General features: G+C 42.4%; 14 protein-coding genes, 1 tRNA gene and 2 rRNA genes (1 of these 17 running past the window's edge). All 17 read left to right on the top strand.

Annotated elements, in window-relative coordinates; all coding sequences use genetic code 11:
* The first annotated feature begins 143 nt into the window (after nt 1-143).
* Entirely contained in the window at nt 144-680 is a 537-nt protein-coding gene (gene rplF, locus RDV49_RS01615) for a 50S ribosomal protein L6 (RefSeq protein WP_003009612.1), read from the top strand.
* An 83-nt stretch (nt 681-763) separates the two neighbouring features.
* Entirely contained in the window at nt 764-1,120 is a 357-nt protein-coding gene (rplR, locus tag RDV49_RS01610) for a 50S ribosomal protein L18 (RefSeq protein ID WP_003010871.1), read from the top strand.
* A gap of 17 nt (nt 1,121-1,137) precedes the next feature.
* Nucleotides 1,138-1,632: a 30S ribosomal protein S5 gene (gene rpsE / locus RDV49_RS01605; protein WP_003009617.1), complete on the top strand. Its 495-nt coding sequence runs from the start codon at nt 1,138-1,140 to the stop codon at nt 1,630-1,632.
* A gap of 14 nt (nt 1,633-1,646) precedes the next feature.
* Nucleotides 1,647-1,829, top strand: a complete 183-nt coding sequence (gene rpmD / locus RDV49_RS01600) for a 50S ribosomal protein L30 (RefSeq protein WP_003009620.1) — start codon at nt 1,647-1,649, stop codon at nt 1,827-1,829.
* A 145-nt stretch (nt 1,830-1,974) separates the two neighbouring features.
* Nucleotides 1,975-2,415: a 50S ribosomal protein L15 gene (gene rplO / locus RDV49_RS01595; protein ID WP_003002405.1), complete on the top strand. Its 441-nt coding sequence runs from the start codon at nt 1,975-1,977 to the stop codon at nt 2,413-2,415.
* Between the two features lie 12 nt (nt 2,416-2,427).
* Entirely contained in the window at nt 2,428-3,738 is a 1,311-nt protein-coding gene (gene secY, locus RDV49_RS01590; RefSeq protein WP_003009624.1) for a preprotein translocase subunit SecY, read from the top strand.
* Between the two features lie 96 nt (nt 3,739-3,834).
* Complete coding sequence (locus RDV49_RS01585) at nt 3,835-4,473, top strand: adenylate kinase (protein WP_003009627.1); 639 nt, start codon at nt 3,835-3,837, stop codon at nt 4,471-4,473.
* 116 nt (nt 4,474-4,589) lie between these two features.
* Entirely contained in the window at nt 4,590-4,808 is a 219-nt protein-coding gene (gene infA, locus RDV49_RS01580) for a translation initiation factor IF-1 (RefSeq protein ID WP_001029883.1), read from the top strand.
* A gap of 23 nt (nt 4,809-4,831) precedes the next feature.
* Nucleotides 4,832-4,948, top strand: a complete 117-nt coding sequence (gene rpmJ / locus RDV49_RS01575) for a 50S ribosomal protein L36 (protein ID WP_001808836.1) — start codon at nt 4,832-4,834, stop codon at nt 4,946-4,948.
* A 17-nt stretch (nt 4,949-4,965) separates the two neighbouring features.
* Entirely contained in the window at nt 4,966-5,331 is a 366-nt protein-coding gene (rpsM, locus tag RDV49_RS01570) for a 30S ribosomal protein S13 (protein ID WP_003009631.1), read from the top strand.
* Between the two features lie 23 nt (nt 5,332-5,354).
* On the top strand, nt 5,355-5,738 hold the full coding sequence (gene rpsK / locus RDV49_RS01565) for a 30S ribosomal protein S11 (protein WP_003002390.1): 384 nt from the start codon (nt 5,355-5,357) through the stop codon (nt 5,736-5,738).
* Between the two features lie 45 nt (nt 5,739-5,783).
* Nucleotides 5,784-6,722 (top strand): DNA-directed RNA polymerase subunit alpha, encoded by a 939-nt coding sequence (locus tag RDV49_RS01560; protein WP_003009635.1) that lies wholly within the window; start codon nt 5,784-5,786, stop codon nt 6,720-6,722.
* A gap of 11 nt (nt 6,723-6,733) precedes the next feature.
* Nucleotides 6,734-7,120 carry a 50S ribosomal protein L17 gene (rplQ, locus tag RDV49_RS01555; protein ID WP_003002399.1) on the top strand — a complete coding sequence of 129 codons (387 nt, stop codon included), beginning with the start codon at nt 6,734-6,736 and terminating at the stop codon, nt 7,118-7,120.
* Nucleotides 7,121-7,374: 254 nt separating this feature from the next.
* Nucleotides 7,375-8,646, top strand: coding sequence for a glutamate-cysteine ligase family protein (locus RDV49_RS01550; RefSeq protein ID WP_129299721.1), 1,272 nt, complete (start codon nt 7,375-7,377; stop codon nt 8,644-8,646).
* 260 nt (nt 8,647-8,906) lie between these two features.
* Nucleotides 8,907-10,454 (top strand): 16S ribosomal RNA (locus RDV49_RS01545).
* A 53-nt stretch (nt 10,455-10,507) separates the two neighbouring features.
* A tRNA-Ala gene (locus RDV49_RS01540) sits at nt 10,508-10,580 on the top strand.
* A 123-nt stretch (nt 10,581-10,703) separates the two neighbouring features.
* A 23S ribosomal RNA gene (locus tag RDV49_RS01535) occupies nt 10,704-12,555 on the top strand (it continues 1,050 nt past the right edge of the window).
* The 16S and 23S rRNA genes sit together here with 1 tRNA gene alongside, the layout of an rRNA operon.

The following is a 12,555-nucleotide window of genomic DNA, read 5'->3' as shown; positions in this document are numbered from 1 at the left end:
CTAACCCAAAGTTATGTTTGCGAGACAATGCCTCGATTCACTTAGAAATTGAGACCTAAACATTAACTTTTAAATCAAAAAGATTTAAACCCCGTGAAAACTGGCCCGTAAAGGCCTGACAATTTAACAGGAGAATAAAAAACATGTCACGTATCGGTAATAAAGTTATCGTGTTGCCTGCTGGTGTTGAAATCACTAACAATGACAACGTTGTAACTGTAAAAGGACCTAAAGGAGAACTTACTCGTGAGTTCTCAAAAGATATTGAAATTCGTGTGGAAGGTACTGAAGTAACACTTCACCGTCCAAACGATTCAAAAGAAATGAAAACAATCCACGGAACAACTCGTGCCCTTTTGAACAACATGGTTACTGGTGTATCAGAAGGATTCAAGAAAGAACTTGAAATGCGCGGGGTTGGATACCGTGCACAACTTCAAGGATCAAAACTTGTTTTGGCTGTTGGTAAATCACACCCAGACGAAGTTGAAGCTCCAGAAGGAATTACTTTTGAACTTCCAAATCCAACAACAATCGTTGTTAGCGGAATTTCAAAAGAAGTAGTTGGTCAAACAGCTGCTTATGTACGTAGCCTTCGTTCACCTGAACCATACAAAGGTAAAGGGATCCGTTATGTTGGTGAATACGTTCGCCGCAAAGAAGGTAAAACAGGTAAATAATGTAGTTTGGTTGTTTTTCAACCAACCTTCATCTTACCAACTCAGTGCTTAGCACATGATTTTAAAATTAAGAGGTGAAAATTGTGATTTCGAAACCAGATAAAAACAAAATCCGTCAAAAACGCCACCGTCGCGTTCGCGGAAAACTCTCTGGAACTGCTGATCGCCCACGTTTGAACGTATTCCGTTCTAATACAGGCATCTACGCTCAAGTAATTGATGACGTAGCGGGTGTAACGCTCGCAAGCGCTTCAACTCTTGACAAAGAAGTTTCAAAAGGAACTAAAACTGAACAAGCCGTTGTTGTCGGCAAACTTGTTGCTGAACGTGCAGTTGCTAAAGGTATTTCTGAAGTGGTGTTCGACCGCGGTGGATATCTATATCACGGACGTGTTAAAGCTTTGGCTGATGCAGCTCGTGAAAACGGATTGAAATTCTAATAGGAGGACACTAGAAAATGGCATTTAAAGATAATGCAGTTGAACTTGAAGAACGCGTAGTTGCCATCAACCGTGTAACAAAAGTTGTTAAAGGTGGACGTCGTCTTCGTTTTGCAGCTCTTGTAGTTGTTGGTGACCGTAATGGCCGTGTTGGATTTGGTACTGGTAAAGCTCAAGAAGTTCCAGAAGCAATCCGTAAGGCTGTTGAAGATGCTAAGAAAAACTTGATCGAAGTTCCTATGGTTGGAACAACAATTCCACACGAAGTAACATCAGTATTTGGTGGAGCTCGTGTATTGTTGAAACCAGCTATCGAAGGGGCTGGGGTTGCTGCAGGTGGTGCAGTTCGTGCCGTTGTCGAATTGGCAGGTATTGCAGATGTTACATCTAAATCACTTGGATCAAACACTCCAATCAACATCGTTCGTGCAACTGTTAACGGTTTGGCACAATTGAAACGCGCTGATGAAGTTGCTGCCCTTCGTGGTATTTCAGTTTCTGACTTGGCTTAAGAAAGGAGATTCAAATGGCTCAAATTAAAATTACTTTGACTAAGTCTCCAATCGGACGCATTCCGTCACAACGTAAAACTGTTGTAGCACTTGGACTTGGCAAATTGAACAGCTCTGTTATTAAAGAAGATAACCCAGCAGTACGTGGTATGATCACTGCTGTATCTCACTTAGTAACAGTTGAAAAAGTAAAATAATCTATTTGAAATAGAAACAAAGTTTTCAGGGGTATGAGAGGTTCTCATCCCCTAAAACTAAATATAAGTATAGGCGAGTTTGTAGTTAGGACACCTTTTCCTGATTACATGCGTTAGCAATTTACAAAAGAGGAGAAAATTAATAATGAAACTTCATGAATTACAACCTGCTACAGGTTCACGTAAAGTCCGCAACCGTGTTGGTCGTGGTACTTCATCTGGTAATGGTAAAACTTCTGGCCGTGGTCAAAAAGGTCAAAAAGCTCGTAGCGGTGGCGGTGTACGTCTTGGTTTTGAAGGTGGACAAACTCCATTGTTCCGTCGTCTTCCAAAACGTGGATTTACAAACATCAACGCTAAAGAATATGCTATTGTGAACCTTGATCAATTGAACGCCTTTGAAGATGGTGCTGAAGTAACTCCAGTAGTACTTGTAGAATCAGGAATTGTAAAAGCTGAAAAATCAGGTATCAAAATTCTTGGTAACGGAGAATTGACTAAGAAGTTGACTGTTAAAGCAGCTAAATTCTCTAAATCAGCTGAAGAAGCTATCACTGCTAAAGGTGGTTCAGTTGAAGTCATCTAAGTGAGGTGACCTATGTTTTTTAAATTATTAAAAGATGCATTTAAGGTGAAACAAGTACGGTCGAAGATTTTATTTACGATCTTCATCATTCTTGTTTTCCGCATTGGGACCACGATTACAGTGCCTGGTGTAAATGCGAAAATTCTGAACAACCTTCAAGATGTGTCCTTCTTGAACATGCTCAGTTTGGTTTCTGGGAATGCCATGAGGAACTTCTCAGTTTTCGCATTAGGGGTTAGCCCATACATCACAGCTTCGATCGTTGTGCAACTTTTGCAAATGGATCTGTTACCTAAGTTTGTTGAATGGGGCAAACAAGGGGAAGTTGGTCGAAGAAAGCTCAACCAAGCAACACGCTATATTTCTTTGGTTCTAGCCTTTGTTCAATCCATCGGGATTACAGCAACCTTCCACACCTTGTCTCAGGCGAAATTAGTCGCAACTCCAAATACCAAGACCTATCTATTAATCGGTGCGATTCTGACGACCGGTTCCATGATTGTGACTTGGCTTGGAGAACAAATCACAGATAAAGGGTACGGTAATGGTGTTTCAATGATTATCTTTGCAGGGATTGTGTCATCAATTCCTGAGATGATTAAAGAAATCTATGAAAATGCATTTGTGAATGTTCGTTCTGGTCAAATGACCAATTCCCTCATTTTTGTTGGGGTATTAATCCTTGCTGTCTTGGTTATTGTTTACTTTACAACCTTTGTAGAGCAAGCACAATACAAGATTCCAATCCAATATACAAAGATTGCACAAGGAGCTCCATCAAGTTCTTACCTTCCTTTGAAAGTAAACCCAGCAGGAGTTATTCCTGTCATCTTCGCTAGTTCGATTACAGCAGCGCCTGCTGCAATTTTCCAAGTGATTAGCGCTATGGGTTACAATGCAGGATGGGTGAAAACAGCTCAAGCCATGTTGGCTACAAACACACCAACTGGTGTGGCAATGTATGCCTTACTGATCATTCTCTTCACCTTCTTCTACACGTTTGTTCAGATCAATCCTGAAAAAACGGCAGAAAACCTTCAAAAGAGTGGCGCCTATATCCCAGGCGTTCGCCCTGGTAAAGGGACAGAAGAGTTTATGTCTCGTTTGCTACGTCGTTTAGCAAGCGTCGGATCAGTATTCCTTGGCCTTATTACCATCATTCCAATCCTAGCTCGAGATTTATTTGGTTTGACAGATGCAGTTGCTCTTGGAGGAACTAGTTTGTTAATCATTATTTCAACAGGTATTGAGGGAATGAAACAATTAGAAGGCTACTTATTAAAACGTAAGTATGTCGGATTTATGGACACAACAACAGAATAGAATAAGGTTGACTTTGTCAGCCTTCTATTTTGTTTTTAAATGGAAATAGGAATTCGCTCCTGCTTCCATTTAAAAACAAAATAAGGAGAATTCATCATGAATCTTTTAATTATGGGGTTGCCTGGAGCAGGTAAGGGGACCCAAGCAGCGAAAATCGTGGAAGAGTTTCACGTAGCGCATATCTCTACCGGCGATATGTTCCGCGCAGCGATGGCTAACCAAACTGAAATGGGTGTATTGGCAAAATCATTCATTGACAAAGGTGAATTGGTGCCCGATGATGTGACAAACGGAATTGTAAAAGAACGTTTGGCTCAAGACGACATTAAGGAAAAAGGATTCCTTTTGGACGGTTTTCCTCGCACGATTGAACAAGCTCATGCCTTGGATCAAATCTTGGTAGACCTTGGTTTGGAGCTTGAAGGAGTGATCAATATTGAAGTGGATCCATCCTGCCTCCTCGAGCGCTTAAGTGGTCGTATCATCCATCGTGAAACAGGTGAAACCTTCCATAAAGTATTTAACCCACCAGCTGACTACAAGGAAGAAGACTATTACCAACGTGAAGATGACAAACCAGAAACAGTGAAACGCCGTTTGGATGTAAATATTGCTCAAGGTGAGCCAATTCTTGCTCATTACCGTGCAAAAGGATTGGTCCATGATATTGAAGGAAATCAAGACATCAACGACGTCTTCAAAGATATCCAAAAAGTCTTGGAGAATTTGAAATAAAAACGTTTTAGTCACTTGCAATATTGGACAACTAGTGTTACAATTAGTTAGTCTGACTTATAATTGTTACCTCTGTGCTCAGAGGAATGAATCGAAATTTATGGAGGTACTTTTGCGTGGCAAAAGACGATGTGATTGAAGTAGAAGGCAAAGTAGTCGATACAATGCCGAATGCTATGTTTACGGTTGAACTTGAAAATGGACATCAGATTTTAGCAACAGTTTCTGGTAAAATTCGTAAAAACTATATTCGTATTTTAGCGGGAGATCGTGTTACAGTGGAGATGAGTCCGTACGATTTGACACGTGGACGTATCACATACCGCTTTAAATAATCGAAAAACTTGGAGGGATAAAAATGAAAGTAAGACCATCGGTCAAACCAATTTGCGAATACTGTAAAGTAATTCGTCGTAATGGTCGTGTTATGGTAATTTGCCCAGCAAATCCAAAACACAAACAACGTCAAGGATAAGATAGAAAGGAGAAAACATGGCTCGTATTGCTGGAGTTGACATTCCAAATGACAAACGTGTAGTAATTTCATTGACTTATGTGTACGGTATCGGACTTCCAACATCTAAGAAAATCCTTGCTGCTGCAGGCGTTTCTGAAGATATTCGTGTTCGCGATCTTACACCAGATCAAGAAGATGCTATCCGTCGTGAAGTTGACGCAATCAAAGTTGAAGGTGACCTTCGTCGTGAAGTAAACTTGAACATCAAACGCTTGATGGAAATCGGTTCATACCGTGGTATCCGTCACCGTCGTGGACTTCCAGTTCGTGGACAAAACACTAAAAACAATGCTCGCACTCGTAAAGGTAAAGCTGTTGCGATTGCAGGTAAGAAAAAATAAAATAAAATAAGGAGGTAAAAATCTTGGCTAAACCAACACGTAAACGTCGTGTGAAAAAGAATATCGAATCTGGTATTGCTCATATTCACGCTACATTTAACAACACAATTGTTATGATTACTGATGTGCATGGTAACGCAATCGCTTGGTCATCTGCAGGTGCACTTGGATTTAAAGGTTCTCGTAAATCTACACCATTTGCTGCTCAAATGGCATCAGAAGCTGCTGCAAAAGCTGCTCAAGAACACGGACTTAAATCTGTTGAAGTAACTGTTAAAGGTCCTGGTTCAGGTCGTGAGTCTGCTATTCGTGCACTTGCTGCTGCTGGTCTTGAAGTAACTGCAATCCGCGATGTAACTCCTGTACCACACAATGGTGCTCGTCCTCCAAAACGTCGCCGTGTATAATCATCAACAATTACACAGCTTTTCGTTTAAGAGGGAGTATAGCAAATGATTGAGTTTGAAAAACCAAATATAACAAAAATTGATGAAAACAAAGATTATGGCGTGTTTGTCGTAGAACCACTTGAACGTGGCTATGGTACAACACTTGGAAACTCACTTCGTCGTGTACTTCTGGCTTCACTTCCAGGTGCAGCTGTCACTTCAATCAACATTGAAGGTGTACTCCACGAATTTGATACCGTTCCAGGAGTCCGTGAAGACGTTATGCAAATTATTCTTAACGTTAAAGGAATCGCCGTTAAATCTTACGTCCAAGACGAAAAGATTATTGAACTTGATGTAGAAGGACCTGCAGAAGTAACTGCTGGAGATATTCTTACTGATAGTGACATCGAAATTGTAAACCCTGATCATTATCTATTTACAATCGGAGAAGGAGCATCTTTGAAAGCAACGCTTACTGTAAACAGTGGACGTGGCTATGTTCCAGCTGATCAAAACAAAAAAGATGATGCACCAGTGGGAACACTTGCTGTAGATTCAATCTATACGCCAGTGACTAAAGTCAATTACCAAGTTGAACCAGCACGCGTTGGTAGCAACGATGGCTTTGACAAGCTAACCCTTGAAATTTTGACAAATGGGACAATCATTCCAGAAGATGCCTTAGGTTTGTCTGCTCGTATTTTGACAGAACACCTAAATCTATTCACAAACTTAACTGAAATTGCTATTGCAACAGATGTTATGAAGGAAGTGGATACAACTTCTGATGATCGCATTTTAGAACGTACGATCGAAGAATTAGATCTTTCAGTTCGTTCATATAACTGTTTGAAACGTGCTGGCATTAATACTGTTTACGATTTGACTGAAAAATCAGAAGCAGAAATGATGAAAGTTCGTAACTTGGGACGTAAGAGTCTTGAAGAAGTTAAAATCAAACTTGCCGACTTAGGCCTTGGGTTAAAAAACGATAAATAGAGGAGGAATACATGGCTTACCGTAAACTAGGACGCACTAGCTCACAACGTAAAGCGATGCTTCGCGATTTGACTACAGATCTTATCATCAATGAAGCAATTGTAACAACTGAAGCACGTGCGAAAGAAATCCGTAAATCAGTTGAAAAAATGATTACTTTGGGTAAACGTGGTGATTTGCATGCACGTCGTCAAGCTGCTGCATTCGTACGTAACGAAGTTGCATCACAAAACTTTGATGAAGAAACAGGTAAATACTCAGAAACAACTGCACTTCAAAAATTGTTCTCTGAATTAGCACCTCGTTATGCTGAGCGCAATGGTGGATATACTCGTATCCTTAAAACTGAACCACGTCGTGGTGATGCTGCGCCAATGGCTATCATCGAATTGGTATAATATCATCAATTTTGTTGAGTGTTATGATGATGGAATACACTGTTATTCTTAGTCTAGCTCTGGTCTACCGCTGGGGATTTTCCCCAGCGGGAACACTCATCATATTGAATGAATGGTAGACGCTTGTTTACGAAATTGCTTTAATTTAAAACAATTTCGTAAGCAGGCGTTTTGTCTTGCTTTTCATGAGTAGTCGAGAATAACAAAAAATGATATAATGAAACCCATATCTCCAATAGAAGAAAAAGGATTCAATGACAAAACAACAAGCAATTAAATTACTAAAAGAGAAGTACCTTAGTAATATGAAAGAGGATTCGGAACTCTTTGTCGGAGTTGAATTAGAGTTTCCGATTGTAGAAACAAATGGAAACAAAACAAATATAGAGGTGACGAAAAATCTTTTTCGAACCTTAGCCAACTTATCAGATTTTGAAGTTGAAAAAATAGATGACGATCAAAATCCTATTCAATTGATTCACTGCTCTTCTAAAGATCGTATTCTATTCGAGTTGAGTTACAATACAATTGAATTTGCATTTGAGAGAGCTCGTTCTATAAATGAGGTGGCCAAACGTTTTGAGGCCTATTTGAAGATTATTCAACCGATTTTGCAAGAAAATAATCACGAAATCCAAGGGCACGGAATCCATCCTCTGTGGCAAGAAAATGATAATAGCCCAGTGAAAATCGAACGATACAAGATGTTAATGGCTTTCCTTGCAATGAATGGTACAGGGATGAAAACACACTCTTATCCTTCGTACGGAGCATTTATATGCGGAAACCAGGTTCAATTGGATGTAAGGCGCGATAACTATCTTCGCATCATTAATGCCTTTAATAAAATTGAAGCAGCAAAAGCATATTTGTTTTCTAACTCAGAATTTTCAGCAGAGGCTTGGGATACAAAAATTGCCAGAGATATTTTCTGGGAAGAATCCTTACATGGTTATTATAAGGAAAATGTAGGGATTTATCCTAAGGACTACCAAAGCGAAGAAGAGTTTTTTAATAATCTCGCTAGAACGGCTATTTTTACGGCAACTAGAGAGGGGAAATCTTATTATTTTAAACCAATTCGAGCGGAAGACTATCTAGATCAAAAAGAAATTACAGCCTATACGGCTGATGGAAATGAAAAGATCATTAAGCCTGTAAAAGAAGATCTAAAACAACATCGAAGTTACCAATTTCAAGATTTAACTGCTCGTGGGACTGTGGAATTTAGAAGTGTTTGTACGCAACCGTTAGAAACCACTTTTGCCCCGATTGCCTTTGAGTTGGGCTTGTTTGTAGAATTAGAAAAACTGGAAAACTATTTAGAAGATTCTTCATTTTTTAAAAATGAAGAACAGGACTATCGAAAACTTAGAAAGAAATATTCAAAGAAAATTCTAAGTAAAGAAGAAAAAGAAGCGATCCAATCCCTTTCAAAAGATCTTCTAGACATAGCTGAAGCAGGTTTAATGAAAAGAGGTTACGGAGAAGAAAAATTTCTCATCATTAACAAAGAACTAGAATAATAGAAAAGCCTGTAATACAGGCTTTTCTTTATTACTTTTAAAAAAACTTTCAAAAAAATAAATTTTTTTAAGAAAAAGTATTGACAGTAAGAGAAGGTCATGATATACTAATATAGTTGTCGCGCGAGAGCGACAAAGACCTTTGAAAACTGAACAAGACGAACCAATGTGCAGGGCGCTATAACGAAAGTTGTAGTAACTGAACAATAAAAAAACAATAAATCTGTCAGTGACAGAATGAGTTTAAGACAAACAATTATTTTAATGAGAGTTTGATCCTGGCTCAGGATGAACGCTGGCGGCGTGCCTAATACATGCAAGTAGAACGCTGAAGCTTGGTGCTTGCACCGAGCGGATGAGTTGCGAACGGGTGAGTAACGCGTAGGTAACCTGCCTCTTAGCGGGGGATAACTATTGGAAACGATAGCTAATACCGCATAAAAGTCGATATCGCATGATGTTGATTTGAAAGGTGCAAATGCATCACTAAGAGATGGACCTGCGTTGTATTAGCTAGTTGGTGAGGTAACGGCTCACCAAGGCGACGATACATAGCCGACCTGAGAGGGTGATCGGCCACACTGGGACTGAGACACGGCCCAGACTCCTACGGGAGGCAGCAGTAGGGAATCTTCGGCAATGGGGGCAACCCTGACCGAGCAACGCCGCGTGAGTGAAGAAGGTTTTCGGATCGTAAAGCTCTGTTGTAAGAGAAGAACGAGTGTGAGAGTGGAAAGTTCACACTGTGACGGTAACTTACCAGAAAGGGACGGCTAACTACGTGCCAGCAGCCGCGGTAATACGTAGGTCCCGAGCGTTATCCGGATTTATTGGGCGTAAAGCGAGCGCAGGCGGTTAGATAAGTCTGAAGTTAAAGGCTGTGGCTTAACCATAGTACGCTTTGGAAACTGTTTAACTTGAGTGCAGAAGGGGAGAGTGGAATTCCATGTGTAGCGGTGAAATGCGTAGATATATGGAGGAACACCGGTGGCGAAAGCGGCTCTCTGGTCTGTAACTGACGCTGAGGCTCGAAAGCGTGGGGAGCAAACAGGATTAGATACCCTGGTAGTCCACGCCGTAAACGATGAGTGCTAGGTGTTGGGTCCTTTCCGGGACTCAGTGCCGCAGCTAACGCATTAAGCACTCCGCCTGGGGAGTACGACCGCAAGGTTGAAACTCAAAGGAATTGACGGGGGCCCGCACAAGCGGTGGAGCATGTGGTTTAATTCGAAGCAACGCGAAGAACCTTACCAGGTCTTGACATCCCTCTGACCGCTCTAGAGATAGAGTTTTCCTTCGGGACAGAGGTGACAGGTGGTGCATGGTTGTCGTCAGCTCGTGTCGTGAGATGTTGGGTTAAGTCCCGCAACGAGCGCAACCCCTATTGTTAGTTGCCATCATTGAGTTGGGCACTCTAGCGAGACTGCCGGTAATAAACCGGAGGAAGGTGGGGATGACGTCAAATCATCATGCCCCTTATGACCTGGGCTACACACGTGCTACAATGGCTGGTACAACGAGTCGCGAGTCGGTGACGGCAAGCTAATCTCTTAAAGCCAGTCTCAGTTCGGATTGTAGGCTGCAACTCGCCTACATGAAGTCGGAATCGCTAGTAATCGCGGATCAGCACGTCGCGGTGAATACGTTCCCGGGCCTTGTACACACCGCCCGTCACACCACGAGAGTTTGTAACACCCGAAGTCGGTGAGGTAACCGTAAGGAGCCAGCCGCCTAAGGTGGGATAGATGATTGGGGTGAAGTCGTAACAAGGTAGCCGTATCGGAAGGTGCGGCTGGATCACCTCCTTTCTAAGGAAATGGAAACCTGTACGTTGGTCTTGTTTAGTTTTGAGAGGTCTTGTGGGGCCTTAGCTCAGCTGGGAGAGCGCCTGCTTTGCACGCAGGAGGTCAGCGGTTCGATCCCGCTAGGCTCCATTAACACTGTAAGGGTGTTAAGATTGAACATTGAAAATTGAATATCTATATCAAATAGTAACAAGAAAATAAACCGAAACGCTGTAAATATTTAAAGAGTTTAGGTCGCAAGACCAAAAATAAGGTTAAGTTAATAAGGGCGCACGGTGGATGCCTTGGCACTAGAAGCCGAAGAAGGACGTGACAAACGACGAAATGCTTTGGGGAGCTGTAAGTAAGCGACGATCCAGAGATGTCCGAATGGGGGAACCCACTAGCTAATGGCTAGTACTCCTATCTGTTAAGGATAGGTAGAGGAAGACGCAGTGAACTGAAACATCTAAGTAGCTGCAGGAAGAGAAAGCAAAAGCGATTGCCTGAGTAGCGGCGAGCGAAACGGCAGGAGGGCAAACCGAAGAGTTTACTCTTCGGGGTTGTAGGACTGCAATATGGACTTAAAGATTATAGAAGAATGACATGGGAAGGTCAGCCAAAGAGAGTAAGAGCCTCGTATTCGAAATAGTCTTTATACCTAGCAGTATCCTGAGTACGGCGGGACACGAGAAATCCCGTCGGAATCTGGGAGGACCATCTCCCAACCCTAAATACTCTCTAGTGACCGATAGTGAACCAGTACCGTGAGGGAAAGGTGAAAAGCACCCCGGGAGGGGAGTGAAATAGAACCTGAAACCGTGTGCCTACAACAAGTTCGAGCCCGTTAATGGGTGAGAGCGTGCCTTTTGTAGAATGAACCGGCGAGTTACGATATGATGCGAGGTTAAGTTGAAGAGACGGAGCCGTAGGGAAACCGAGTCTGAATAGGGCGCATTAGTATTATGTCGTAGACCCGAAACCATGTGACCTACCCATGAGCAGGTTGAAGGTGAGGTAAAACTCACTGGAGGACCGAACCAGGGCACGTTGAAAAGTGCTTGGATGACTTGTGGGTAGCGGAGAAATTCTAAACGAACTTGGAGATAGCTGGTTCTCTCCGAAATAGCTTTAGGGCTAGCGTCGACATTAAGATTCTTGGAGGTAGAGCACTGTTTGGGTGAGGGGTCCATCCCGGATTACCAATCTCAGATAAACTCCGAATGCCAATGAATTATGGTCGGCAGTCAGACTGCGAGTGCTAAGATCCGTAGTCGAAAGGGAAACAGCCCAGACCACCAGCTAAGGTCCCAAAATAATTGTTAAGTGGAAAAGGATGTGGGGTTGCACAGACAACTAGGATGTTAGCTTAGAAGCAGCTATTCATTCAAAGAGTGCGTAATAGCTCACTAGTCGAGTGACCCTGCGCCGAAAATGTACCGGGGCTAAAACAATTTACCGAAGCTGTGGATACCTTTATAGGTATGGTAGGAGAGCGTTCTATGTGTGGAGAAGGTGTACCGTGAGGAGTGCTGGAACGCATAGAAGTGAGAATGCCGGTATGAGTAGCGAAAGACAGGTGAGAATCCTGTCCACCGTAAGACTAAGGTTTCCAGGGGAAGGCTCGTCCGCCCTGGGTTAGTCGGGACCTAAGGAGAGACCGAAAGGTGTATCCGATGGACAACAGGTTGATATTCCTGTACTAGAGTATGTAGTGAAGGAGGGACGCAGTAGGCTAACTAAAGCGTGCGACTGGAAGTGCACGTCTAAGCAGTGAGGTGTGAATTGAGTTAAATGCTTAATTCTATAACATTGAGCTGTGATGGGGAGCGAAGTTTAGTAGCGAAGTTAGTGACGTCACACTGCCAAGAAAAGCTTCTAGCGTTAATCATACTCTACCCGTACCGCAAACCGACACAGGTAGTCGAGGCGAGTAGCCTCAGGTGAGCGAGAGAACTCTCGTTAAGGAACTCGGCAAAATGACCCCGTAACTTCGGGAGAAGGGGTGCTGGCTTTCAGTCAGCCGCAGTGAATAGGCCCAAGCAACTGTTTATCAAAAACACAGCTCTCTGCTAAATCGTAAGATGATGTATAGGGGGTGACGCCTGCCCGGTGCTGGAAGGTT

It is taken from the genome of Streptococcus parasanguinis (assembly GCF_031582885.1).
In the GTDB taxonomy this organism is placed as follows: domain Bacteria; phylum Bacillota; class Bacilli; order Lactobacillales; family Streptococcaceae; genus Streptococcus; species Streptococcus parasanguinis_M.
The sequence above is the reverse complement of the archived record's forward strand: the minus strand, read 5'-3'. Positions and strand labels throughout refer to the sequence as shown.